The 24,980-nt window shown below is 70.7% G+C and carries 18 protein-coding genes, 1 pseudogene and 1 riboswitch; of the genes and pseudogenes, 10 read left to right on the top strand and 9 right to left on the bottom strand.

Annotation, left to right across the window (positions count from 1 at the left end; translation table 11 throughout):
- Positions 1–192 precede the first annotated feature (192 nt).
- Entirely contained in the window at positions 193–918 is a 726-nt protein-coding gene (locus tag GSY65_RS22940; RefSeq protein ID WP_159771875.1) for a hypothetical protein, read from the top strand.
- A 638-nt stretch (positions 919–1,556) separates the two neighbouring features.
- Here GSY65_RS22940 and GSY65_RS22945 read toward each other — a convergent pair.
- Positions 1,557–1,952 carry a chorismate mutase gene (locus tag GSY65_RS22945; protein ID WP_159771878.1) on the bottom strand — a complete coding sequence of 132 codons (396 nt, stop codon included), beginning with the start codon at positions 1,950–1,952 and terminating at the stop codon, positions 1,557–1,559.
- 442 nt (positions 1,953–2,394) lie between these two features.
- Between GSY65_RS22945 and guaA the strand changes: the two genes are divergently transcribed.
- The gene (gene guaA, locus GSY65_RS22950; RefSeq protein WP_159771881.1) at positions 2,395–3,975 is read left to right on the top strand and encodes a glutamine-hydrolyzing GMP synthase; all 1,581 of its coding nucleotides are present in this window, start codon (positions 2,395–2,397) and stop codon (positions 3,973–3,975) included.
- Positions 3,976–3,995: 20 nt separating this feature from the next.
- On the opposite strand, the gene GSY65_RS22955 is transcribed toward guaA, so the two are convergent.
- Positions 3,996–4,415, bottom strand: coding sequence for a pyridoxamine 5'-phosphate oxidase family protein (locus tag GSY65_RS22955; RefSeq protein ID WP_159776285.1), 420 nt, complete (start codon positions 4,413–4,415; stop codon positions 3,996–3,998).
- Between the two features lie 431 nt (positions 4,416–4,846).
- On the opposite strand from GSY65_RS22955, the gene GSY65_RS22960 reads away from it, so the two are divergent.
- The 3 genes from GSY65_RS22960 (at position 4,847) to GSY65_RS22970 (ending at position 8,227) form a co-directional block, all read left to right on the top strand.
- Entirely contained in the window at positions 4,847–5,641 is a 795-nt protein-coding gene (locus GSY65_RS22960; RefSeq protein ID WP_159771884.1) for a class II aldolase/adducin family protein, read from the top strand.
- 479 nt (positions 5,642–6,120) lie between these two features.
- A complete protein-coding gene (locus tag GSY65_RS22965) occupies positions 6,121–7,401 on the top strand; it encodes a hypothetical protein (protein WP_159771886.1) in 1,281 nt (426 codons plus the stop codon).
- A gap of 298 nt (positions 7,402–7,699) precedes the next feature.
- Positions 7,700–8,227 (top strand): DoxX family protein, encoded by a 528-nt coding sequence (locus tag GSY65_RS22970; protein WP_159771889.1) that lies wholly within the window; start codon positions 7,700–7,702, stop codon positions 8,225–8,227.
- Positions 8,228–8,359: 132 nt separating this feature from the next.
- Here the strand turns inward: GSY65_RS22970 and GSY65_RS22975 are convergent, their stop codons facing one another.
- The gene (locus GSY65_RS22975; RefSeq protein ID WP_159771892.1) at positions 8,360–9,955 is read right to left on the bottom strand and encodes a M4 family metallopeptidase; all 1,596 of its coding nucleotides are present in this window, start codon (positions 9,953–9,955) and stop codon (positions 8,360–8,362) included.
- A gap of 1,078 nt (positions 9,956–11,033) precedes the next feature.
- Complete coding sequence (locus GSY65_RS22980; protein ID WP_159776287.1) at positions 11,034–12,425, bottom strand: PspC domain-containing protein; 1,392 nt, start codon at positions 12,423–12,425, stop codon at positions 11,034–11,036.
- Positions 12,426–12,861: 436 nt separating this feature from the next.
- On the opposite strand from GSY65_RS22980, the gene GSY65_RS22985 reads away from it, so the two are divergent.
- Both GSY65_RS22985 and GSY65_RS22990 read left to right on the top strand, forming a co-directional pair.
- Positions 12,862–14,187: a PspC domain-containing protein gene (locus GSY65_RS22985; RefSeq protein ID WP_159771895.1), complete on the top strand. Its 1,326-nt coding sequence runs from the start codon at positions 12,862–12,864 to the stop codon at positions 14,185–14,187.
- Complete coding sequence (locus GSY65_RS22990) at positions 14,184–15,092, top strand: response regulator transcription factor (RefSeq protein WP_328707509.1); 909 nt, start codon at positions 14,184–14,186, stop codon at positions 15,090–15,092. Before GSY65_RS22985 ends, GSY65_RS22990 begins: the two co-directional genes overlap by 4 nt.
- Before the next feature lie 87 nt (positions 15,093–15,179).
- Here GSY65_RS22990 and GSY65_RS22995 read toward each other — a convergent pair whose 3' ends face one another.
- Complete coding sequence (locus GSY65_RS22995; RefSeq protein ID WP_159771898.1) at positions 15,180–16,259, bottom strand: C40 family peptidase; 1,080 nt, start codon at positions 16,257–16,259, stop codon at positions 15,180–15,182.
- Between the two features lie 468 nt (positions 16,260–16,727).
- Here GSY65_RS22995 and GSY65_RS23000 point away from each other — a divergent pair, with 468 nt between their 5' ends.
- Positions 16,728–17,081, top strand: coding sequence for a hypothetical protein (locus GSY65_RS23000; RefSeq protein ID WP_159771901.1), 354 nt, complete (start codon positions 16,728–16,730; stop codon positions 17,079–17,081).
- Positions 17,082–17,360: 279 nt separating this feature from the next.
- Here GSY65_RS23000 and GSY65_RS34345 read toward each other — a convergent pair whose 3' ends face one another.
- Complete coding sequence (locus tag GSY65_RS34345) at positions 17,361–17,486, bottom strand: hypothetical protein (protein ID WP_268978223.1); 126 nt, start codon at positions 17,484–17,486, stop codon at positions 17,361–17,363.
- A 4-nt stretch (positions 17,487–17,490) separates the two neighbouring features.
- Positions 17,491–18,078: pseudogene (locus GSY65_RS23010) on the bottom strand (hypothetical protein); the annotation flags it as partial.
- Between the two features lie 226 nt (positions 18,079–18,304).
- Between GSY65_RS23010 and GSY65_RS23015 the strand changes: the two are divergent.
- A complete protein-coding gene (locus GSY65_RS23015; protein WP_159771904.1) occupies positions 18,305–18,766 on the top strand; it encodes a pyridoxamine 5'-phosphate oxidase family protein in 462 nt (153 codons plus the stop codon).
- Positions 18,767–18,867: 101 nt separating this feature from the next.
- On the opposite strand, the gene GSY65_RS23020 is transcribed toward GSY65_RS23015, so the two are convergent.
- Complete coding sequence (locus GSY65_RS23020) at positions 18,868–20,046, bottom strand: C40 family peptidase (RefSeq protein WP_159771907.1); 1,179 nt, start codon at positions 20,044–20,046, stop codon at positions 18,868–18,870.
- A 9-nt stretch (positions 20,047–20,055) separates the two neighbouring features.
- A riboswitch (cyclic di-AMP (ydaO/yuaA leader) is annotated at positions 20,056–20,229 on the bottom strand.
- Positions 20,230–20,504: 275 nt separating this feature from the next.
- On the opposite strand from GSY65_RS23020, the gene pcrA reads away from it, so the two are divergent.
- Positions 20,505–23,003, top strand: coding sequence for a DNA helicase PcrA (gene pcrA, locus GSY65_RS23025; RefSeq protein ID WP_159771910.1), 2,499 nt, complete (start codon positions 20,505–20,507; stop codon positions 23,001–23,003).
- A 193-nt stretch (positions 23,004–23,196) separates the two neighbouring features.
- Here the strand turns inward: pcrA and GSY65_RS23030 are convergent, their stop codons facing one another.
- A complete protein-coding gene (locus GSY65_RS23030; protein WP_236579993.1) occupies positions 23,197–24,771 on the bottom strand; it encodes a M23 family metallopeptidase in 1,575 nt (524 codons plus the stop codon).
- Between the last annotated feature and the right edge of the window lie 209 nt (positions 24,772–24,980).

The following is a 24,980-nucleotide window of genomic DNA, read 5'->3' on the forward strand; positions in this document are numbered from 1 at the left end:
GCCAGGTGTGACAACCGAGGCAAGCGAAGGGTTGCCCTCCGGATCGCCCCTTTCTGGAGTGACTTGAGTCACACGGAAAAGTGCCTGGTGGGACGCAACGAATCCCTGGGTCCGGATGTCACATACGTGTTCGAAGGGACCCGCGGGGTCCCTGGGTGACGCGAGACGCGCAAGGCGTAAGAGGTGGGGGACATGAAGTCGAAGATGTCGCGGGCAGCGGTGGCCGTCTCGGTCGTGGCCACGCTGGGTCTCACCGCGGCGTGCGGTGGCGGCGAGGGCACGGACGCGGAGAAGAAGCAGTCGGCGGGCTCCTCCGCCCCGGCCGACAAGCCGAAGGAGCAGGCGGGGCAGGGCGCCCTGACCGAGGCCCAGTTGCAGAAGGCCGCCCTGACGAAGGGCGACGTCAAGGGCTACACCATCGCGGACATGCCGGCGGAGGACATGCCCGCCGAGACCGTTCCCGCCCAGCCGGCCGCCTGCCAGCCCATCGCGGACATGTTCTTCTTCACCTCCGACCCGCAGGCCGAGGCCCGCGCCGGGCGCACGGTCACCCCGAAGGACGAGCTGTCCGGCAGCGTCATCTCCCTCGCCCTCGCCGCGCACGAGCAGAGCGACGCCGAGAAGGTGATGGCCGACCTGCGCGAGGCGACCGAGAACTGCACGAAGTACGAGCACGTCGGCAACAAGTACACCGGCGTCGAGGCCCTCCCGGCCCCCGAGCAGGGCGACGAGGCCGTCTCGTACAAGCTGAAGGGCGACATCGAGGGCGCCAAGATCCCCATGTCCTTCACGGTGGTCCGCGGCGGCTCGACCCTCATCGGGTTCTACTCGATGAACATGCTCGACGCGGACAAGGCGAAGGTCCCGGCGGAGGTGCTGGAGGCGCAGGTCGCGAAGCTGGAGAAGGCGGCCGGCTGAGCCGGCGGCCGGCATGGCGAAGGGCCCCGCGGACCAACAGCGTCGGTTCGTCCTGCGGGGCCCTTCGCCGTCGGCACCGACGTCAGGGCAGCGCCGGCGCCTCGCAGCGGCACCGGGGGGTCGCGCCGCTGGTGGGGGGATGCCGGAAGCGTGCCCAGGGGGCGCGGTACCGGGTGTCGACCTTGCGGTACGGGCTGCTCCCGCATCGTGCCGGGCGGCTGACGGCCTCCGTTACCGTCTCGCCGCCCTCGGAACAGTCCGCCGGTCGGCCCCGGGCGTCCCCGGAGCCGACCGTTCAGTTGAGTGACCGGGCTGCTGTCCCCTGCGGTCCGGTCACAACCCTGGAGCGAGGTCCCACGGCGCACGGCACGATCCGGACGCCTCATCGCTCCAGCGGAGCCACGCGTGGTTCTTTCGGACCCGGACCTGGCTGGCACGGGCACCGGGACCAACGAAGCGCGTCGCGGGGCGGTCACGCGCCGTACGGGTGAGACGGCAGGCGTACGTATGTGCGCCCGCGGGTGCGCCGTGGCTGTCGCCGGACGGTGCGCCAGGGGGCGCCGTTGGGCCGAGGGGCGCCCTCCGGGGGAGGGATGCCGTTGGGCCGAGGGGTGTCCGGCCGGGCCGGCCGGCGCGGTTCAGACGCGTCCCCGGCACAGTTCCAGCAGGGTCATGGCGAGGGCGGTGCCGGGCCTGCCGAGGGCGTCGCTGTAGTGGGCGAGGACCTCCATCTCCCGCGACAGGTTCACCCGCCGGCCGCCCGACTCGATCCGGGCCTGCTGGATCACGGCCGACACCGCCATCCTCTCCTGCACCAGCCCGATGATCCGGTCGTCCAGCGCGTCGATCCGCTCCCGTGCGCCGCTGATCACCCCCGCGGCCTCCTCGGTCCGCGCGCCGGTCCTCTCGGCGGCGGTCTTGCCGGTGGCGGTCTCGTCGGTGGCGGTCTTCTCGGCGGTGGTGACGGTCTTCTCGGCGGTGGGGGTGGTCTTCTCGGCGGTGGGGGTGGTCTTCTCGGCGGTGGGGGTGGTCATCGTCGGAACTCCTCGTGTCCGGTCCCGCACCCCGCCCCGACAGTCCCCGGACAACGCCAGGCGCCCCGGACCTTGTCGGCCCGGGGCGCCTGGGGAAGTCGCTTGTCAGTAGCTCAAGCAGCACGACCGTGGCAGCCGGTGGGCCGGTTGCCATAGGTAAAGACGAAGGTCGAGTGCGCGAACATGGCCGCCAGTATGCCACGGCGAGCCCCGGCACCGACCCGGCCGGCCCCGGGTGCCGTTCGGGCCGGGGGTGCCGGTCGGGTCGAGGGTGCCGATCCGACCGAGGGTGCCGGTGGGACCGAGGGGCGCCCCCTTCCCGAGGGCCGGGCAAGGGGCCCCGCGCGGCCCGGGGCGACGCCCACGGTGGGCCCGCACCACAGGAGCGCACCCCGGTAGACTCGCCCCCACAGACCCCCGCCCGACCGCCGGAAGGCACCCCGTGTCATCAGCGCCCTCCGCTGCCGCCGCCCCCGACACCGTCCTGGTCGTCGACTTCGGCGCGCAGTACGCCCAGCTCATCGCCCGCCGTGTCCGCGAGGCCCGGGTCTACAGCGAGATCGTGCCCAGCACCATGCCGGTCGCGGAGATCCTCGCCAAGAACCCGGCGGCGATCATCCTCTCCGGCGGCCCCTCCTCGGTCTACGCCGAGGGCGCCCCCCGCCTCGACCGCGAGCTCTTCGAGTCCGGCGTCCCCGTCTTCGGCATGTGCTACGGCTTCCAGCTGATGGCCACCACCCTCGGCGGCACCGTCGACAACACGGGCGCCCGCGAGTACGGCCGTACGCCGCTGCACGTCACCAAGTCCGGCTCGACCCTCTTCGAGGGCACCCCGGACGAGCAGTCGGTGTGGATGTCGCACGGCGACGCCTGCTCCGCCGCCCCCGAGGGCTTCACCGTCACCGCCTCCACCGACGTCGTGCCGGTCGCCGCCTTCGAGAACGACGAGAAGAAGCTGTACGGCGTCCAGTACCACCCGGAGGTCATGCACTCCACGCACGGGCAGCAGGTGCTGGAGCACTTCCTGTACCGGGGCGCCGGGCTGACCCCGTCCTGGACCACCGGGAACGTGATCGAGGAGCAGGTCGCCGCCATCCGCGAGCAGGTCGGCGACAAGCGCGCCATCTGCGGCCTGTCCGGCGGCGTGGACTCGGCGGTTGCCGCGGCCCTCGTCCAGAAGGCCATCGGCTCCCAGCTGACCTGCGTGTACGTCGACCACGGTCTGATGCGCAAGGGCGAGACCGAGCAGGTCGAGAAGGACTTCGTCGCGGCCACCGGCGTCCAGCTGAAGGTCGTCGACGCGGAGGAGCGGTTCCTCAAGGCGCTCGCCGGGGTCTCCGACCCCGAGGAGAAGCGGAAGATCATCGGACGCGAGTTCATCCGCGTGTTCGAGCAGGCGCAGGCCGAGATCATCGCGGACGAGGGCCCGGCCGTGGAGTTCCTGGTCCAGGGCACCCTCTACCCCGACGTCGTCGAGTCCGGCGGCGGCACCGGCACCGCGAACATCAAGTCCCACCACAACGTCGGCGGCCTCCCCGACGACCTGGAGTTCCAGCTCATCGAGCCGCTCCGCAAGCTGTTCAAGGACGAGGTCCGCATGGTCGGGCAGGAGCTCGGCCTGCCCGAGGAGATCGTCCAGCGGCAGCCGTTCCCCGGCCCCGGCCTCGGCATCCGGATCGTCGGCGAGGTCACCAAGGACCGCCTCGACCTGCTCCGCGAGGCCGACGCCATCGCCCGCGAGGAGCTGACGGCGGCCGGCCTCGACCGCGACATCTGGCAGTGCCCGGTGGTCCTCCTCGCGGACGTCCGCAGCGTCGGTGTCCAGGGCGACGGCCGCACCTACGGCCACCCCATCGTCCTGCGCCCGGTCTCCTCCGAGGACGCCATGACGGCCGACTGGTCGCGCCTGCCGTACGACGTGCTGGCGAAGATCTCGACGCGGATCACCAACGAGGTGGCCGACGTCAACCGGGTCGTGCTCGACGTGACCTCGAAGCCGCCGGGGACGATCGAGTGGGAGTGAGCCCTTCCTCGTGAAGCGGCTCAGGTGCGCTTGATCGTGCGCACCGGCGCGCCGGGCTTCCAGACCTGGACGACGAGGTAGGTGTCGTCCTCCACGAAGGTCCTCACGACCTCCGTCAGCTCGGTTCGGAAGAGGTGGAACTGCTCCGGCGGTCCCACCTCTTCGCCGTATCCGGCCTTGGCCGCCGGATCGGTCACCTCCCGGGCGAGACCACTGATCCGCACGTCCCCGCCGCCCATGGTCTGACCCTCGCCGGGGTTGGCCTGGAGCGCGAAGCGGGGGTCCCTCATCAGGTCGAGGGCCTTGAGCGAGTCCGGCATCATGCCGAGCCACATCTCACCGTTGAGGAAGCGCACCTCCAGGCCGGTGGTGCGGGGCGAGCCGTCCTTGCGCAGGGTCGCGAGGACGTGGTGGGTGAAGGCGCCGAACCGCGCCTCCACGGTCTGCGCGAGACCGGGCTCGGCGGCGGAGAAGGCCGCCCAGGTGACGGCTGTGTGCGGTGCGGTGGACTGTGCGGGCGGTTCGGGGGCGGGCGCCGGTCCGGAGGGCTGCCCGGAGGCCGCGGCGGGCCCAGGTTCGGAGACGGGCGCCTGGCCCGAAGACGCCGTGGAGGGGGGCTCCGGTGCGATGGGCGGCGTGGGGGACGCAGAAGGCGGCGTGTCACGTGGCATGGGACGAGTCTTGCGCGGATAACCGACAACCGCTGTCCGGTTACCCCGAGCGACGGACGACTCGTCCCTGAGTGGTGAGGCGCTGGTGCGCTTCTGTGACTTGCGTAACGGTTGCACACTCTCTTCAGGGAGCGGACCTGTTCCGCGGGGTCGACGGACGGTAACTTCCGCTTCGTAAAGGAAGTCAGTCTGGAGGACACATGCACGGGCCCACACCGCCCCTGCCCCTACCCACCGACCAGCTGCGGTTCGCCATGCCGCCGATGCACGAGTCGGTGGAGGACGAGCGGCGGCACCGCAAGGAAAGGCTGGCCGGGGCCCTGCGGATCTTCGGACGGCTGGGATTCGAGGACGGCGTCTCGGGGCACATCACCGCCCGCGATCCGGAGTTCAGCGACTGCTTCTGGGTGAACCCGTTCGGGATGTCGTTCCGGCACGTCACCGTCAGCGATCTCGTCCTCGCCAACCAGGACGGACAGGTCATCGAGGGCCGCTACCACGTCAACCAGGCCGCCTTCACCGTCCACGCCCAGGTCCACGCCGCCCGCCCGGACGTCGTCGCCGTCGCCCACTGCCACTCGGTGCACGGCCGCGCCCTCGCCGCGCTCGGCGAGCTGATCGAGCCGATCACCCAGGAGTCCTGCGCGTTCTACGAGGACCACGCGCTCTACGACACCTACACGGGCGTCGCCGTGGACGCGGACGAGGGCCGGCGGATCGCGGCGGTCCTCGGGAGCCGCAAGGCCCTGGTCCTGCGCAACCACGGTCTGCTGACCGTCGGCGACTCGGTCGACGCGGCGGCGTGGTGGTTCCTGTCGATGGAACGCTCCGCCCAGGTCCAGCTCACCGCGAAGGCCGCGGGCCGCCCCGTCCTCGTCGACCACCGGCTGGCCGTCGCCACCCGCGAACAGGCGGGCGGGGACCTCGTGGCGTGGATCAACTACCAGCCCCTGTGGCAGGACATCAGCCGAAGCGAGCCGGACCTGCTGAGCTGAGCAGCAGGGCCTGCGGCATCTCCTCGGCCACGGACTCCTGCAACGGACTCGTGCCACGGACTCCGATCACGTACTCCGGTCACGGTCCTGTCATGGACTCCGGCCACGTACTTGGTGGCCGCCGGTGGCCGTCCGCCGGTGGCCGTCCGCCGGTGGTGGCCCGGGGCAGCGGTCCGTTGCCCTCGCGGAGCCGCGACCGGAGCCTGCCCCGGGCAGGTTCTCGCAGCCGGGTCAACACGACGACTCGACCGTCACCCCGCGCTCTCCTCGCACTCGATGCCCCTGCCGGGCACGGCCGGCCTTCTGTACGGCACAATTCGCTGTCATCGCGGGGCACATGTCCGGCCGCACGGCTGTGGTAGTGAGCGGCTGTACGGACGGCGCCCCGCGGGGGCGGTGATGGCGTCGATGACGGTGACGGCGAATGCCGAGGACAGCGCACGCAGAGGCGTGCGCGGCGCGGGGAAGGCGGCTCGGGCGTGGCGGTGCAGGAGGCGAGAGGGGGCATGGGCGCGGCTGCCCATGACAGCGGATGCATGTGCGAGGACTGCCCGCACGGCGCGCGCACGGGACACCGGCGCGCGGTCGCGGAGTTCCTGCTGAAACGCGAGGAGTTCGCCTCCGGACAGGGCCTGCCCGCCGCTGTCGCCCACTCCGCGTCGGCCTCCCGCCAGTGGGTCTCCGACGAACTCACCCAGTCCGCCGCCGTCGTCGCCGAACGCGGCCGCGTCGAGGGCGAGGCATGGCTCGGCCGGCTCTGGCTGCGTACGGCGATCGTCGTCTGGGCCGCCGTCGTCGCCCTGCTCCTCGGCCAGGCGCTCACCGCGATCGGCGTGGGCTGGACCGTCGCGCGGACCGCCGGTCTCGTCGCCGCCCTGCTCGTCGCCGCGGCGCTCACCGGCGCCGGATACCTGCACCGTGCGCGCGGCGGCGCCCTCGCCCCGGTCATCGGCGAGGACAACCGCCTCTCCACGTCCCGCGCGATCGCCGCGAGCTGGGTCCTCTTCGTCGTCTTCTGCGTCCTCGTCCTGGTCGGCCGTCTGGCCGCCGCCTCCGACCACCGCGAACGCGACACCCTCATCGCCGGCTTCGAACTCGCGCGCGGCGCCGGCATCGTCACCGTGCTCGCCGTGGTCTGCGGCATCGCCGTCCTGGTACGCCGCGTCGTCGGCCTCCGCGTCCTCGGCCAGCGCCTCCAGAAAGTCCGCGCCCACCGTCCCCGCGCCGCCGACCTCCTCACCGACGACGCCGGCCGGGGCAGCTTCACCGACATCCAGTACGTGACCATCTGCGCCGTCGCCCTGGTCTTCGCGGCGGTACGGCTGGCCCGCCGCCCCGACCAGCTCCCCGACCTCCCCTGGGGCCTCGCCCTCCTCGTCCTGGTCTCGGCCGCCACCTACGTCGCCGGCAAGTACGCCGAGGGTGGTCGCCCCGTCATCCTCTCCGTCGTCCGCGCCCGCGAGGCCGGAGACCTCGACGCCCCCATCCGCAACGGTGACGACATCGAGATCCGCGGCGCCGGCTTCGTCCCACCCGGCGCGCAGACCGCCGACCGCCTCTCCCGCATGATCGTCCGCATCGGTCCCGTCCACGTCCACGTCCCCCTCGTCCCCGTCGCCGGCGGCTTCAGCAACCCCACCGACGCGGTCCTCACCGTGCCGGTCCCCGCCGACGTCGAACCCGGCAAGGTCGACGTCCAGGTCGTCACCGCGGCCGGCGTGGAAACCAACCGCTACGCCATCGAGGTCTCGGCCGACTGAGCCGAGGCCGGACGGGCCGAGCGGGCCGGACGGGCCGGAGTTGAAGGGGAGCCCATGTGGTGGCTTCTGCGGCTTACTCCCTGCCGGTGCGGTGCGGTGCGGTGCGGGTGGGAACCGGGGCGTGGCGGAGGCGGGCCCTCGTAGGCCGGCCGTCGGGGGCGAGACCCGGAGGCGGGCCGTCGGGACGAGACCATCCCACACGGAAAAAGAGTGGCGCACCCTTGAGCGCCCCTGCCTCTCCGAACGTATCGTCTGTCGAGGGGTCAACGGCACGGCGGACAAGAGGCGGCGCAGACTGATGACTCACGCTACTCGCATGGACTCCCCCTCCTTCGACGGCGACCGCGACTGGCGGGACGCGGCCACCCGCTACGCACTTCTTCCCCTGCGGGTCTTCCTGGGCGTCACCTTCATCTACGCCGGCCTGGACAAACTCACCGACAGCGCGTTCATGGCCGCCTCCGGCGCAGGCTCGATCGGCGACACGATGAGCGCCGCCCGCGATGCCTCAGCCATCCCCGCGATGATCGACATGGCCCTCAAGAACCCCGTCGGCTTCGGCTATGCCATCGCCATCGGTGAACTGGCCGTCGGAATCGGCACCCTCATCGGTCTCCTCGCCCGCCTGGCCGCCGTGGGGGGCGCCCTGATCTCCCTCAGCCTGTGGCTGACGGTCAGTTGGTCGTCCAGCCCGTACTACTACGGCAACGACCTCCCCTACCTGATGGCCTGGATCCCCCTGATCCTCGCCGGCGCCCCCATCCTCTCCGTGGACGCCGCCTTCCGCTCCCGCCGCAACAGGCGCCGAGCGGCCGGCTACCGCTGACCGCGTCACCCTTGCCATCCGTACTGTCCGTTCCGTCTGTGCTGCCCGTTCCCGTTCCGTTCGTGTTGTCCGTTGCGTTCGTGCGGCTGAAGCACGCCTCGGCCATGTGACGCGTCCGGCGTCGGGTGGCACTCAGCTCACGTTGACCGCGCTCCAGGCAGCCGCCACCGTGTCGTACTCCGTGCTGCCCGCGCCGTAGAGGTCGCGGGCCGCGTTCAGCGTGGCCACCCGCGCACCGGCGTAGTTCGTCGAGGACGTCATGTAGACGGTCAGGGCGCGGTACCAGATCGCGCCGAGCTTGGCGCGGCCGATGCCGGTGACCGTCGACCGGTTGTACGTCGGGGAGTCGTAGGTGACCCCGTTGATCGTCTTGGCGCCGCTGCCCTCCGCGAGGAGGTAGGCGAAGTGGTTGGCGACGCCGGACGAGTAGTGGACGCTGATGTTGCCTACCGAGCTGCTCCAGTAGTCCGCCGAACCACCGTCCCTGCTCGGCCTGTCCATGTAGCGCAGGGCATCGCGCCCCAGACCGGAGCGGACGACCTTCTCGCCTATCAGATAGTCGCCGGTGTCCTGTGCGTTCCCCGCGTGGAACTCCACCAGCGTCCCGAAGATGTCGGACGTCGCCTCGTTCAGGGCGCCTGACTCGCCCGAGTAGACCAGCCTGGCCGTTCTCGAGGTCACGCCGTGGGACATCTCGTGGGCGGCCACGTCCAGCCCGACCATCGGCCCGAAGTGGGTGCCGTTGCCGTCGCCGTAGGTCATGCAGAAGCAGCCGTCGTTCCAGAAGGCGTTGGAGAGGTTGTTGCCGTAGTGGACGCGGTTGTACGAGCCCTCGCCGTCATTGCCGATGCCGTTGCGGCCGTGGACGTCCTTGTAGTAGTCCCAGGTCATGTCGCTGCCGTACTGGGCGTCGACGGCGACCGTCGAGCGGTCGGCGGTCGTGTCCGAGCCCCAGTGGTTGTCGTCGTCCGTGAACAGGGCCAGAGCCGCGTCAGTGGTGTGGGTACCGCCCCGCGTCGGGTCCTTGAGCTGGTAGGCCGATCCCGTGAAGGTTGTCTCCAGCGAGACCGTGCCGCTGTACAGGGACTTGCCGTCGCCGGTTGCCGCCTGCAGGGTGTCCCAGGCATCGATCCGGGCTCCGGTTCGGGCATCGGTCAGCAACGCTCGCGCGATCGGGTTGCCGAGTGGGTCCAGCCCCGTGGTCTCCGTGCGCCAGGCCAGTCTCGGGGCACCGTGCAGGGCGTCGACGACGAGCTCGGGCTTGGCCTTCACCCGCGTCAGCGTGTCGCCGGGGTGCGCCGCGCGCAGAGCGTCCACCGCGAGGTCGGCCGCCTCGGTGGCCGGTACCTTCGGCGTGATGCTCGGCAGCGAGATCTCCGCCCTCGCCGCCCGGTCGGCGCTGCGGTATCTGCCGTCGGGGGTCATGTGCACGATGAAGTCACCGCCGAGCACCGGGAGGTGGTGGTAGGTGCGGTCGTAGCGAACGTGCTGGCTGCCGTCCTCGTCCACGATCACGTCACGCACAGAGGCGTCCTGCGCGGACGTGAGGCCCAGGGATGCGGCCCGGTCTACGAGGGCCGCTGCCGCGTTGTCCAGGGCGGTGGTACGGGTCGGTCTGTCCGCCGCGTCGGCGGTCGGGGTGAGTACGCCGGCCAGAAGCGTGGCCGTGGTGGCCAATCCGGCGGTGGCGCGACGAGACCCTCGGACGTGCTGCCAAATCCAACTCATCAGTGTCTTCTGTCTCCTGGAGAAGGCGCCGCGCGGCAATCGCCTGCGACTGGGGGCGCCGGGGGTGGGGGGGGTGACGCATGAGGGGCACTGGAGAGCGGCGCTGACGGCGCCACTGATCTTGCCTTGGCATTTAAGAGGGCCCAGCACTGTCATGTCCACATCCGCAATGCGGTCGGACGAAGTGCGGCGCCGGAAACGACTTGTTTTCGCCACCATTCCCGGCAGCCCTGCGCTACCGCTCCGCTTCAACGGCACGCACCGCCCCGAGGAGGTCGACCAGCACCTCCCGCTGACCATCCGCACGCTCCACGGGGAGCCCACGCGGACTGCGGGCAAGCGCCGCTCCACCGCTGTTCGACCCGCCTGACCATCCCCACGAGGTGGAGACGCCGGACGACGCGGCCGGGGTCGTCGCCGGGGCTCGTGTGGTGGCGTGCCACCCCTTGCCAGTGTGCCCCCGTGCCCCCGTGCGCCCGCCCGACTGCCCGCTGAACGCGTCCGGCTGCAGGCGTAGGCGCCGGGCGGCCTGCGGCCACCTCCCCAACACGTCGTGCCCGAGACGACCTGCGCAGTCGACTCCGCCGTCGTTCCCGCCCGGGTGTACCCGCCCTTAGCCTCCGGGCTGGCCACCGGGCCGGGGCGCCATGGAGCTATCAGCCATCGCGCCGGTTCGCCCAGTAGATTCCCGCGCCGCAGCCCCGTGGTCCCCCCGCCGGGTCGGCCCAGTCCACCCTCACCCGGCTACTGCCCGCCCCCGGGTATGTGCCCCGTCGACCCTGCCGATCCGGTGGTTCCCTCCGGCCCTGTGCGCTCTGTCCACTCCGCCCGCTGCGCCGGCCCTGTCCATCCGGCCGCTCCTGCCAGGCCTCCTCCAGCTTCTCCCGTCCGGCCAGACGCCCGGTGGCCTCGTATCGAGTGGTGCATGAAGGCCACGGCACCCGCCAGGCACAGGCCGCCGAAGGTGAGCGGGAGGGCGACGAACCACGGTGTCTCCCAGGCACCGCCCGCGTCGCCGAGGTAGAGGACGCCGGCTGCGGTCACGAAGAGCCCGCCGACGAGCTTCCCGGGCTGGAACTCATGCCGCAGCACGGGCCACCTCCGCCTGTCCCAGACCGACCTCCAGGTCGAGGGTGATCGTGCCGCCGTTCCCCGAACCCTTCGCAGGGGGCAGCGTCAGACGATCGCTCTTGTCCGGTGCCACGTCCACATCCTCCTTGCCCTCGCCGGGCAACTGGATGTCACCGAAGCCCACCTGGACGTCGAGCCGCACCGTCACGTCCGGCGGGACCACGACCTTCACCTTGCCCGCCCCCACTTCCACGCTCGTGGACAGTGTCTGGCCCTTCCCCAGGTCCACCCGCGTCAGATCCAACGTGCCCACTCCCGTCCCCACCTCGTACCTCGCCGCCACGTCCGCGGTCTTCCCCGGCCTCCACTCGGTGCGGGTCCAGTCGGTCGTGATGTTCGACGGGATCGCCGCCGCGCCCGCCAGAAGCCCCGCGGTGACCAGGGCCAGGAAGACCGACCCGGCTCCCGTCCGGCCCAGGAAGGCGCTCAACGCCATGCCCATGCCGAACACCACCAGCGCACAGGCCAGCCCCGTCTGCACACTGGCCGCAAGCGTGCGGTCCTCCCACGTCACGGTGGTGCCGAGACCGCCGGCGAGCAGCGCGAGCAGGAAGACCCAGCCGCCGATCCAGCGCGGTCCGCGCGGCTTCGGCCCGTGTCCGGTGCGTATGTCCTGCCGCGCGGTGGCGCCCCGGGCGATGTTGACCGCCGCGGAGATGTCCCGCCCACGTGTCTCCCCAGGGCCCCACAGATAACCCGTGCTGCCCACATGGGTCCCGTCCTTGACTATCGGGTCCCGCCACCATGACGGATAGGAGGCGGCCACAGGGGGCGCCTGGGCCTCGGGCGGCGCGTCGGCGACGGCCTGGGCCGCCAACGGGTCCGGGTCGGGGGTGCCTCGCTGCTTTGACCAGTACCCCGCGCCGGCGAGGAGGAGGGAGACGATCACGGAGAACGTCAGGGCGGTGCTGTTGCCCAGCATCGTGAGGAACACGCCGCAGCCGACCAGTGCGAAAAGCACGGCCGCCAGGGCCTGGCCGTCGACCCGGCCGGTGAGCAGCTTCCGTACCTCGTTCTCCTCCTCGTCGTCGTACGGGACGAACAGCCAGGTGAAGCCGTAGAAAATGAGGCCGAGCCCTCCGGTCGCGGAGAGCACCGCGAGCACGATCCTGAAGATCACCGGGTCCATGTCGCACTGCCGCCCGAGACCGGCGCAGACACCGCCCAGCATCTTGTACCGCCGGTCTCGGCGGAACCCCTGAGGAACAACCGGGGTGCCGACGGGATGGCCGCCAGTGGCCTGCCCCGCCGGACCTGCAGAGCCACCCGAAGCGGCTTGCCCCCACGGATCACCTCCACCCGAGCCACCCGAGCTGCCCGGGGTTCCCGAGCTGCCCAGGCCGGCTGATCCGGCCGAGCTGGACGGATCAGCCGGGCCCCCCGGATCCGCCGAGTCGGCAGCGTGCGCGCCGTGGACCGCTTGATCCTCGGGCGCCCCCGCGCCCGCATGTGCCCCCGCACCCGCCTGCGCGTCCGCGCCCGCGTGCCCGTGCGGTTCCTTCGCCGGGCCCCGGCCCTCGTGTGCGCGCGGCTCCTCCGCCGTGCCCGGTGGGGGCACGGTGTCCTGCGGCTCCTTGGTCGGCCGCTGGGAGTCGGGGCCCGAGGTGGGGCCCGGCTCCGATGCCGCGTGCTGGTGATCCGTCATGCGTCCATCGTGACCGCCGTGCCGGTTCGATGGCACTCGGGATGACCCTGGTCGAACCCTGATATCCGCCCGGGGATGCGTTCGATCATGCTCCCATCGAAGATCAGGGGCGTCTCGGGGATCGACCCTGATGCCTCGATCGGCCGTGCGTGTGAACATCGATGGCATGCCGGAAGCCGCAGCACTGCCCATCGACACACCGCGGCCCCCGCGCAAGCTCTACCGCAGCAGCGACGGCCGCTGGCTCGGGGGAGTGGCGCGAGGGCTCGCAGGGCATCTCGGGCTGCCCGTCACCTGGGTCCGGCTCGTGTTCGTCGGCCTGTTCACGGCCGACGGCCTGGGCGCCCTGGTGTACGCGGCGTTCTGGTTCTTCGTGCCGCTCGGTGTCGGCGGGGTCGACAATCAGCGGCCCTCGACCATCACCACCGAGACGTCCCCCGACGGCCGCCGCAGACTCGTGGCCCGCCGGCCCGACCGGGGCCAGATCGTCGCCCTTCTCCTCATGGTCGTCGTGGCCATGGTCTTCGTCGGCAACGTGAATCTGGGGGACGGCGCCAGAGCGTATCTCTGGCCGACGGTGCTGGTCGCCGCCGGTGTGGCCCTAGTCTGGCGTCAGGCCGACAACGCGCGGCGCGCACGCTGGGCCGAGGTCGGCCGCCGTCGTCGCACCCTCACCCTGCTCCGCTCGGTGGCCGGAGTCCTGCTCGTCACCGCCGGCGTCTCCGGGATATTCGTCCTGCAGGGCTCCGCCGCCCATCTCGGCTCGGTGCTGCAGGCGGCGCTCGCGGTCCTCGTGGGGATAACGCTGCTCGCGGGCCCCTACCTCGTCAGGATGACCCAGGACCTCTCCGAGGAGCGCCTGATGCGCATCCGCGCCCAGGAACGGGCGGAGGTCGCGGCCCATGTGCACGACTCGGTGCTGCATACCCTGACGCTGATACAGCGCAACGCGGACAATCCCAACGAGGTCCGCCGCCTGGCCCGCGCCCAGGAGCGCGACCTGCGCAACTGGCTGTACAAACCCGAGGGCACCGGAAAGGACGAGGACGACGAGCCCGACACTCTCGCCGAGGCTGTGCGGCGCAACGCCGCAGAGGTCGAGGACAAGCACGGAGTGCCCATAGAGGTGGTCGTGGTCGGCGACTGCCCCCTCGACGAAAGGCTGACCGCGCAGATGCAGGCCGCGCGCGAGGCTATGGTGAACGCCGCCAAGTACGGTGGCGAGGGCGGCGCCGTACAGGTCTTCGCCGAGGTCGAGGGAAGGACGGTCTTCGTGTCCGTGCGTGACCGAGGTCCTGGCTTCGATCTCGACGCGATACCCGCCGACCGCATGGGCGTCAGAGAATCGATCATCGGCCGCATGGAACGGAACGGCGGTACGGCACGGCTCCGCGCCGTACCGGACGGCGGCACGGAGGTCGAGCTGGAGATGGAGAGGGCGGAGACGACGTCATGAGTGACGCGAACGAGCCGAACGACCGTGCCGGGCAGAGCGGTTCGGGCACCGAACCGACCACCGGCCGCGGAGGCGAGCGGGCCGCTCGGGAGCCCGGCGCCGGACCTGCTGGTGGCCCGCAGAGTGAGGCCGCGCGCCAGGAGGCGTTCGGGGAGGCCGTCGGCTCCGACGCGTCAGCGTCCGGCGGCAGCCCTGTCGAGCCTGTGGCCGGGGAAGAGCAGGAGGCCGCGGTGACCGGGCCGGGGCGGCATGTTCGGGTCGTGCTCGTCGACGATCACCGTATGTTCCGAACGGGAGTGCAGGCCGAGATCGGACAGACGGACCGTACGGGGGTCGAGGTCGTCGGGGAGGCGCCCGACGTCGACCAGGCGGTCTCGGTGATCACGAGTACGCGTCCCGAGGTGGTGCTCCTGGACGTCCATCTCCCCGGCGGTGGCGGAGTGGAAGTCCTGCGTCGCTGTTCCGCGCTGATGGCGGACACCGAACGACCGGTTCGCTTCCTCGCGCTGTCCGTGTCGGACGCGGCGGAGGACGTCATCGGGGTGATCCGGGGCGGTGCGCGGGGCTACGTCACCAAGACGATCACCGGCACCGACCTGGTCGACTCCATCTTCCGGGTCCAGGACGGGGACGCGGTGTTCTCCCCGCGGCTGGCCGGCTTCGTCCTCGACGCCTTCGCCTCCACCGATGCCCCGCCCGTCGACGAGGACCTCGACCGCCTCACCCAGCGTGAGCGTGAGGTGTTGCGTCTCATCGCCCGCGGCTACGCGTACAAGGAGATCGCCAAGCAGCTGTACATCTCGGTGAAGACCGTGGAGTCCCATGTCTCCGCCGTGCTCCGCAAGTTGCAGCTCTCCAACCGGCATGAGCTGACGAGATGGGCGACGGCACGACGGCTGGTGTAGGGCCGAGCGCGAACGACCGCGACTGCGGCGTGGGCGCGGGCCCCTGTAGCTGGTCGGCCCGGCTGCCGGTCCGGGCTCACTCCTCGCTCAGACCACCCGCGTGGCGCCGGCGAACGGCATGTCGTCGACAGGGGCCACGCGCACCGGGGCTGAGGGGTTCGGGGCGTGGATCATCTGGCCGTTGCCCACGTAGATCCCCACGTGGCTGATGCCTGAGTAAAAGAAGACCAGGTCGCCCGGGAGCAGTTCCGAGCGGGAGACGCGGCGGCCGGCGCCGATCTGGCCGTAGGTGGTGCGGGGGAGGGAGACACCGGCGGAGCGATAGGCGGCCTGGGTGAGGCCGGAGCAGTCGAAGGCGTTGGGGCCGGTGGCGCCCCAGACGTACGGGCTGCCGAGCTTGGAGTACGCGTAGGAGACGGCTGCGGCGGCACGGGGATTGGGGGCGCCGGAAGCGGACGATGCCGGTGACACGGGACCGGTGACGGCCCGCGGGGACGACGGGGCGGAGCGCGAGGCATGGCCCGTGCCGGAGCCAGGACTGCTCACACGGGTGCGGTCCTCGGGCGTGAGACGGTCGAGGAGCCGTCGTGCCTCGGTCAGCTTCGTGGTCACCGTCTTCTTGTGCCGCTTGACCTCCTGCTGCCTGGTCCTGAGGGTGCCCAGTTGGACACGGGCAGCCCCACGGAGCCGTTCGATCTCCAGCAGTTGGTGCCGTACGCCGGCCACGTCCGCCGCCTGCCGGTTGCCGACGCGTTCGGCGAGGGCCGCGTTGTCGAGGTACCGGTCCGGATCACCGGACAGCGCCAGCTGCCACGACGGGTCGATGCCGCCGGTCCGGTACTGCGCGGCGGCCAGCGAACCCAGCTGTTCGCGGGCGGAGTTGAGACGGTCGGTGCGGCGGGCCGCCTGGTCGCGCAGTTCCTCCAGTTCCTCCTGCGCCTTGTCGGCCTTCTCCTTGGCGCCGTTGTACTTGTCGGTGGCGACCTCCGCCTCCTCGTACAGCTTGTCCACCTTCGCCTTGATCTGCTCGGGCGTGAGGCGGGGGTCGGCGTGCCCGGTACCGTCGAACCCGGCCGCGGTCGCCGCGCCGGCGAGCGCGAGGGTCGCGGCCGTGCGGACCGTCGGGCCGCCGAGCGAGCGCTGTCTGGGCTTGCGGTGCGCTGCCACGTGGGGCTCCATGTCCTCTCGTACGACCGCCGTCCGTACGTCGGAGCGCACAGACCGCCTGGGGGAGCGGTTACGCGTCCGACGGCGGCCCGCACAGGGGGGAGCGGGACGCCGCCGGACCTTCTCGGCGGTGGTGGCCGACTGCCGCCCCTGGCCCGGGCGGCGGTGGGGAGCCGGTCACCTGAGGAAGGACGCTAAACCTGGCTGTCACGACGCCGTGACGCCTTGTACGGAAGTGGCGCGCACCGACCGCGAGGTGACCGTATGTGACCGTGACCCCGTCTCGGCGGCGCTGGAATCACGCTGCGCGATGACCGATGCGGCCGTTTCCGGCCGGGATCGGACAAGGCAGTGCTATAGGGCGCATATATGCAAGATCGGTCCCGCGTACCGGCTGCGCGCAGCACCCCCGCGGGGAGACGTCCCCCGGTGCCCGGCCGGTCGTCGCCTCCTCATTAGGCTCCGCCCATGGACGTACTCATCCACCTCTTCGTCGCGCTCCACATCATCGGGATCGCCGCTCTCCTGGGCGGATTCCTCACCCAGATGAAGGCCATGGGCCAGGGCACCGCCCGCTTCGTCCCCGCCATGCTGCACGGCGCGCTCACCATGCTGATCACCGGCGCGATCCTCGTCGGCCTCAACCAGGCGGACGACCAGCCCGTCAACAACATCAAGATCGGCATCAAGATGGCGGTGCTGGTCGTGATCCTGGGGCTGGTGTACGTGAAGCGCGACGAGGAGACCGTGGACAAGTCGCTGTTCGGGCTGGTGGGCGCCCTCACCACGGCGAACATCTTCATCGCGGTGCTCTGGACCTGAGCCGCCCCACCTCCCCGGCGGACCGGCCCAGCCGTACCAGCACCGGCCGTACGGACCGGTCCTGCAAGCGCGTGCCCGGCCGCGGGTTCTCAGTGCTCCTGTCCGGTCTGACTCTCGTGAGCCGGGCTTTCGTCGTCCCTTCTCATTGATCGGTCCGCGCGGTTTCCTCATTGTCGTCTCCGGACCCTGGCGGTGGTCAGGCCGTTGGGGGCCCAAGAGGCGGCAGGACAGCCGGCACGAGCACCCCGAGCGACGTGACACCACGACACCGACGTGCCTTCAGGACGGCGGCAGCTCAGTGTTGAGCCTGTCAGCAGGCACTCGCTCGATGCGGGTCCAGCCGCTCCAGCCGCGCTCCTTCAGAACCGCCGCCACCAGTTCGGCGCCCGGTGCGGACTCAAGCATGGTCTTGAAGGGTTTCCTCCACGCGCCACCTTGATCCGGCGACGCGGACCAGGGTGGCCAGAGGCACCGGGGCAGGTGAGAAGCAGCGGTGGTAGGCCAGTTCACCAGTGGTGCGGTTGCGGCGGATCAGCAGCCGGTGACTGCCTGGCCGTTCTTCGGCCAGGTCGATGACGGCCCAGTCGTAGAAGCGGTGTCCCTTGGCTCCGGCCCCTGCCGACAGCTTCTGCCAGGCTCGCTTCGGAAGCTTCGCAGCCAGGGCGTCCGCGCGGAACTTCCCGGCAAAGGTGGTGACTTCGGCCGAGCAGGCGACGGCGAGCACGTAGTCGACCTTGCGCTCTTCCAGCACGGACCGCAGCTTCGGGTTGCTGCCGTAGACCTCGTCGCCCGCGACCCAGCCCACACGATGCCCGGCGTCGAGGAACCGGCCGATCGTACGGGCGGCCAGCGGCATGCCGTCCGGACTCGCCTCCCCGGCTCATTCGGCGATCGACCAGCAGTTCTTGCGCGGCAGGTCCGACAGCAGCCCCAGTACCAGGTCTCGCACCCGGCGCCGGGGCTCAACCCGCGCAAACCGGCCCGCTATCCGGCCCATCAGGACCTCGAACACCTCGTGCCAGCGGGCAGGGTCTACGCTGTGACCCGCGGCCACCGTCTCTTCGTTTGTCCACACAACACACGATGATCAGCGGTGGCCGTACCCGTCTGTCAGCCTGCCTGTACAGGTCGTCCCGGGTCAGAGACTGAGAGGTTCATCGGTCGCCGGGCGTAGGTCCCTCGCCTCATGCGCGCTCTGAGCCTGCTGGCTACGGTCGGCACTCATGCAGACCACGGGGATTGTCCGCCGCCAGGCGGCGGAGCGTAGGCGCGACACTCTGGAACGGCTCGTCACCGAACGGGATGTATGGGTGTCGACAGCACATCCCGATCACGGGCCGCACCAGGTGCCGCTGTGGTTCATGTGGGATGGGCGCGCAGTGTGGATGTGCACCAGTGCCACCTCCGCGACTGCGCGGAACGTCCGCGAGGAGCCGCGCGTGCGCCTGGCGCTGCCGGACACCCTCGACGTGGTGCTTCTCCAGGGTGAGGCGGAATGCTTCCTTGACCAGGACGTACCCGGAGACACGGCCGAGGCGTTCGCCGCCAAGTTCGGGTGGGACCCGCGCGCGGAGGAAGGTTCCTTTCTGTACGTGCGCGTGATGCCGAAGAGCGTGCGCGCTTGGCGCGGCGAACCGGAACTACGCGGCAGGGTCATCATGCGCGACGGGACATGGCTGGAGTAGCGGCCGTCGCTGACCGACGCCCCTCTCCCCACCAGCAAGATCACGATCTACGGCTGGAGTACTGAGCGTCCCTGAGTCCACCGCTACGCTGACCGCACTGCTTACGCCGGCCGCACCACGCTGTGGATGGAGGACTCGCCGTCGTAGAAGATCGACTCCTCGCGGACGTAGGTGCCCGGCTTCGGGGCGTGGATCATCATGCCGTTGCCGATGTAGAGGCCGACGTGGCCGATGTTGTCGTAGAAGAAGATCAGGTCGCCGGGGCGGGCGGCGGCGAGCGAGACGGTCGTACCGGCCTTGACCTGGTCGTACGTCGTGCGGGGGAGGTCGACGCCGGCGGCCTTCCAGGCGGCCTGGGTGAGGCCGGAGCAGTCGTAGGAGCCGGGGCCGGTGGCACCCCACACGTACGGCTTGCCGATCTGCGCGCGGGCGAAGGCGAGGGTCTTGGCGGCCTTCGTGGCGTACGTGGAGTCCTCGACCGTCGTCGTGGTCCCGGTGGGCGCGGAAGGGGAGGTGGAGGTCTCCTGAGGGGCCTCCTGCGTCTCCTGGACCGACTCGGCCCGTGACCCGGCCGACGCCTGCTGCCGCGCCAGTTCCTCCGCCTTGCGGTCGGCCTCCTTCTGCCTCCGCTGCTCGATGTCCGCGAGCCTGGCCTTCTCCTCGGCGGTGAGCTGGGAGAGCAGTTCGCGGGCCGCGGCGAGCTTCGCCTGGACCTTGGCCTTGCCGGCCTTGAGGGCGTTCTGCGACTTGGTGAGCTGCTCGAGGCCCTCGGACGCCTCCCGGCGCCGCTGCGAGGTCTCCGCCTGCTGTGTGACGTACTCGTCGACGGCCTCCTGCTGGCGGTCCGTCAGCCGGTCCATCAACTGGTTCTGGGCGAAGTACTCCTGCGGGTCGTCCGCCAGGAGCAGGGCCGCCGTGTCGGGGGCGGCCGCGCCCGTCCGGTACTGGGCGGCCGCGTACGAACCCAGCGCCTCGCGCGCGTCGTTGAGCCTTTCCGTCCGCTTCGCGACGTCGTCGAGGAGGTTGTCGACCTGCTTCTTCTGCTTGGTGGTCTTCTCCTTGACCGAGTTGTACTTCTCGGTCGCCGTCTCCGCCTGGCGGTAGAGGTCGCCTACCTTCTTCTCGACCTCCTCCAGGCTCGGCTTGTCGTCGGCCGAGGGGGCGGCGGTGGCCGTCTGGGAGAGCAGGGCCACGGAGGTGAGCGCGGCCGTGGCGAGAGCGGGGGTGCGGATGCCCGCGCGCGTCCGGCCGGTCGGACGCGGCTTGCGGTGCGGCGCCATGGTTCGGCGACTCCTTCCGTAGTCCGCCTACCGAGTTAGCTGTCGGGTTCGGGCGCAAGCATGTGGAAGGTTTGCCCTACGACCCTCGCCGCGTACGGCGGGCGGGTCGATTCACCCCAGAGGTCGGTGGGTCCCCGGCTCCGGCTGCCGTGAGGGGCGCACCGGACTCGGCGGGGGCCGTGCGGCCCGGCGACGTTCGCCGGTTGGGTCGTACGGCCTGACCCAAGACGCTAGCCAACTCGTGTGGTCCGTGTGAAGGTTGATGTTCGATATGCCCGATACGTTTTCGTGACCTTGGCCTCGCGGACACGATAGGTGCTACGTTCGATGGCTCACCGTGATGAGGCGGGTGCGGCCGGTGGCCGACGACTCCATGGGCAGCGGCTCGGGAGCGTGCCCGCACGGACTTCCCGGGGCGGCCCCTGGCTGTCAGTGGGGGCGCCTAGACTCGGAGAGCGATGAGCAGCCTCTTTGACGACAGCTTCCTGGCGGACCTCCAGGCCCCCCGCGGCCGCGACGAGGAACCCCCGCCACCGCCCGAGGACGATCACGCGCCGGAGTCGATTCCGGACGATCTGTTCGGCGGGAAGTTCGACGTGCCGCCGGACCGGGACGCCTACTACCGCGACGGCGCCCCGCGCCCCGCGATCGACGCCGCGACGCTCCTGGACGGGCTGAACGAGAACCAGCGCGCGGCCGTCGTGCACGCCGGCTCCCCCCTGCTCATCGTGGCCGGCGCCGGCTCGGGCAAGACCCGCGTGCTCACCCACCGCATCGCCCACCTGCTCGGCGAGCGGAACGTCCACCCCGGCCAGATCCTCGCGATCACCTTCACCAACAAGGCCGCGGGCGAGATGAAGGAGCGCGTCGAGCAGCTCGTCGGACCGCGGGCGAACGCGATGTGGGTCATGACCTTCCACAGCGCCTGCGTCCGCATCCTGCGCCGCGAGAGCAAGAAGCTGGGCTTCACCTCCTCCTTCTCGATCTACGACGCCGCCGACAGCAAGCGCCTGATGGCCCTGGTCTGCCGTGATCTGGACCTCGACCCCAAGCGCTTCCCGCCCAAGTCCTTCAGCGCCAAGATCAGCAACCTGAAGAACGAGCTGATCGACGAGGAGGACTTCGCCGCCCAGGCCACCGACGGCTTCGAGAAGACCCTCGCCCAGGCCTACGCGCTCTACCAGTCCCGCCTCCGCGAGGCGAACGCGCTCGACTTCGACGACCTGATCATGACGACGGTCAATCTGCTCCGCGCCTTCCCGGACGTCGCCGAGCACTACCGCCGTCGTTTCCGGCATGTCCTCGTCGACGAGTACCAGGACACCAACCACGCGCAGTACGCGCTGGTCAGGGAGCTGGTCGGCACCTCCGAGCACCCCGTCGACGTGCCGCCCGGCGAGGACGACCTCGAGCCCGCCGAGCTGTGCGTCGTCGGTGACGCCGACCAGTCGATCTACGCGTTCCGCGGCGCGACCATCCGCAACATCCTCCAGTTCGAGGAGGACTACCCGAACGCGACGACGATCCTGCTCGAGCAGAACTACCGCTCGACGCAGACGATCCTCTCCGCCGCCAACGCCGTCATCGAGCGCAACGAGTCCCGCCGCCCCAAGAACCTGTGGACCAACGCGGGCGCCGGTGCGCAGATCACCGGGTATGTCGCGGACACCGAGCACGACGAGGCCCAGTTCGTCGCCGAGGAGATAGACCGTCTGACCGACGCGGGCGAGGCGAAGGCCGGCGATGTCGCGGTCTTCTACCGGACCAACGCCCAGTCCCGTGTGTTCGAAGAGGTCTTCATCCGCGTCGGCCTGCCCTACAAGGTCGTCGGCGGCGTCCGCTTCTACGAGCGCAAGGAGGTCCGGGACGTCCTGGCCTACCTGCGTGTCCTCGCCAACCCCGAGGACTCGGTCCCGCTGCGCCGCATCCTCAACGTCCCCAAGCGGGGCATCGGCGAGCGCGCCGAGGCGATGATCGACGCCCTCTCCCAGCGCGAGAAGATCAGTTTCCCGCAGGCACTGAAGCGCGTCGACGAGGCGTACGGCATGGCCGCCCGGTCGACGAACGCGGTCAAGCGGTTCAACACGCTGATGGAGGACCTGCGGACCGTCGTCGAGTCCGGCGCCGGTCCCGCGACCGTCCTGGAGGCGGTCCTCGAACGCACCGGCTATCTGGCGGAGTTGCAGGCGTCCACCGACCCGCAGGACGAGACCCGCATCGAGAACCTCCAGGAACTCGCCGCAGTGGCGCTGGAGTTCGAGCAGGAGGCCGGCGCGACGGAGGGTGAGGGCGCGACCTCCGCCGGTCTCGCCGCGTTCCTGGAGCGGGTCGCCCTGGTCGCCGACTCCGACCAGATCCCCGACGAGGACGAGGACGGCTCGGGCGTCATCACGCTCATGACTCTCCACACCGCGAAGGGCCTGGAGTTCCCCGTCGTCTTCCTGACCGGTATGGAGGACGGCGTCTTCCCGCACATGCGTGCCCTCGGGCAGACCAAGGAGCTGGAGGAGGAACGCCGCCTCGCGTACGTCGGGATCACCCGCGCGCGGGAACGGCTCTACCTCACCCGGTCGTCGATGCGCAGTGCCTGGGGCCAGCCGTCGTACAACCCGCCGTCCCGCTTCCTGGAGGAGATCCCGGCGAGCCATCTGGAGTGGAAGCGCAAGGGCGGCTCCGCGCCGATGCCCTCGGGTCCGGTCGGCGGCATCGCCTCGTCGCTGTCGTCGTCGCGCTCCCGTTCCTCCGCCTCGGGCGCGTCCGGCTTCGCCACCCGTCGGACCAACGAGAAGCCGGTGGTCTCCCTCGCCGTCGGCGACCGCGTCACCCACGACCAGTTCGGTCTCGGCACGGTCATCGCCGTCAAGGGCACGGGCGCCAACGGCGAGGCGACGATCGACTTCGGTGATGCCAAGCCGAAGCGGCTGCTGCTGCGCTACGCGCCGGTGGAGAAGCTGTAGCGAGGGCCGGGCGGAGGCGCGACGACGAGCCTCCGCCCGGCGACAGACCTTGTCCTCCTCCGGCGACGGACTACCCCCGCTGACGAGCCGCTCCTGATGACACGACTCGGGCCCCTGCTCGGCAGGGGCCCGGTTCTCGTGTCTGGTCCTGTTCGGCTTCGCCGCATCCCGCCCGGTGGGCCGGGTGGGGCCGTTACGTCGGGTCGAGCCCGTGGCTGCGCAGCCACGGCAGGGGGTCTATGGCCGAGCCGCCTGCGGGGTGCACCTCGAAGTGCAGGTGCGGGCCGGTCGAGTTGCCCGAGTTGCCCGAGTAGGCGATGACATCGCCGGCCTTGACGGTCGCGCCGGAGGCGACCTTGTACGTGGAGAGGTGGCAGTACCAGGTCTCGGTGCCGTCCTTGGCGGTCACGATGACCATGTTGCCGTAGGCCGGGTTCCACTGGGTGCGCACGGTGCCGTCGGTCGCGGCCATCACCGCCGTGCCGTACGAGACGGGGAAGTCGATCCCCGTGTGCAGCGACATCCAGTTGACGCCGGACTGGCCGTAGGACGCGCTGAGTCCGTGCTTGGCGACCGGCAGCGCGAACTTCGGCCTCAGTCGCTCCTTGCGCGCCGCCTCGGCCGCCGCCTTCTTCTGCTCCAGCTCCTGCTGGGCCTTCAGGTCGATGCGCTCCTGCGTGCGGCTCGCCCGGTCGGCGAAGTCGTCGGCCTCGGCGGACAGGCTCTCCAACTGGGTGTCGAGCTGGTTGTTCGCGGTGGACGGCTTCACGGCGGTGGCGTCCGACTTGGTGGCCGCCGTCGTCTCCGTGTCACCCCCGCCGACACCGACGGAGGCAGCCGCGATACCCGCGACACCCATGACGCACGCCGAGGGAACGGCCACCGTCAGCAGGGCGGAACGTTTGACCGGAGCGCGACGACGTGACCGCGACGCCGCGCGAGCGGCCGCCCGGCCCGGACTCGCGGCGGCGGTCGGGGTGACCTCCTCCTGGTCGTCGAGGAGCGCGGCGTCACCGGGCTCGAACTCGCCTTCACCGGAGAGGGGCTGGTCGTCGTACGGGGTGATCTGCTCGAAGGTGGCGGTCGCCTGCTGGGCGAACTCCACGGCTTCGGGGGAGGGGTGTTCGTGCGCGTCGGGTGACTCGGGGGTGCTGTCACCGTGGTCATACGACTTGGAGGCGCCGCTGTCGTGCTCGTCGGAGGACTGCGTGCCGTCGGTGTTCCACTGCGTGGCGTCGAACACGCCGGTCGCGAAGTGCTGTACCCCGGTCCACTGCTGGGTCTGGCCGCTGTCCAACTGGTCGTTCTGGCCGAGCTGTTCGGCCTGCAGCCAGCCGCTCGCGTCCCATTGGCCACTGGTGTCCGGGCCCGACGACTGGCCAGGGACCTGGGCGAGATGCCCGTAACCGGCGGACCAGGACGTCGAGTCGTAGGCGCCCGTGTCGTACGCGGCTTGGTGCTGCGCGGCGTACGGGTCGTAGTTCAGCGTCTGATGGCTGCCCGTGGACCACTGGGAGGCGTCGTCGTACGAGCCGGTGCCCGCGTCGTTGCCGGGCAGGTGGCCGAAAAGAGGGTCGGTCTCGAAGGTTCCGGTGGCGTTCGCCTGGGCACCCGTGCCGGAGTCGACACCAGTGGCGGAGTATTCGCCGTACGTGGTGAAGTCGCCGTAGTCGGCTCCCTGGTGGCCGTACGACGCGTAGTGCGCCGGGTCGGCATCGGAGGCCGGAGCCGGGGATGTTGCGGTCCCCGACGGGTGACGATCGTTCACCAACTTCTCTTTCGCCTCGACGACAGGGGCTGGCAGAGCAGTGCGGTGACTGTACCCGGCGGTATGCGGGCGCGACAATCTTCAACGGGTTTCACGGCCGCAGGAAACGGGCATTCGAGCGTCTTTCGGCGGTCTGCAGGGACGAGTTTGGCTTTGCGTTCGAAGTTTGTTCGATAATTGGTGGCTGGGCGGGGCCTGTGGGGCGGCCG

The organism is Streptomyces sp. HM190 (assembly GCF_009857135.1).
GTDB classification, from domain to species: Bacteria; Actinomycetota; Actinomycetes; order Streptomycetales; family Streptomycetaceae; genus Streptomyces; species Streptomyces heilongjiangensis.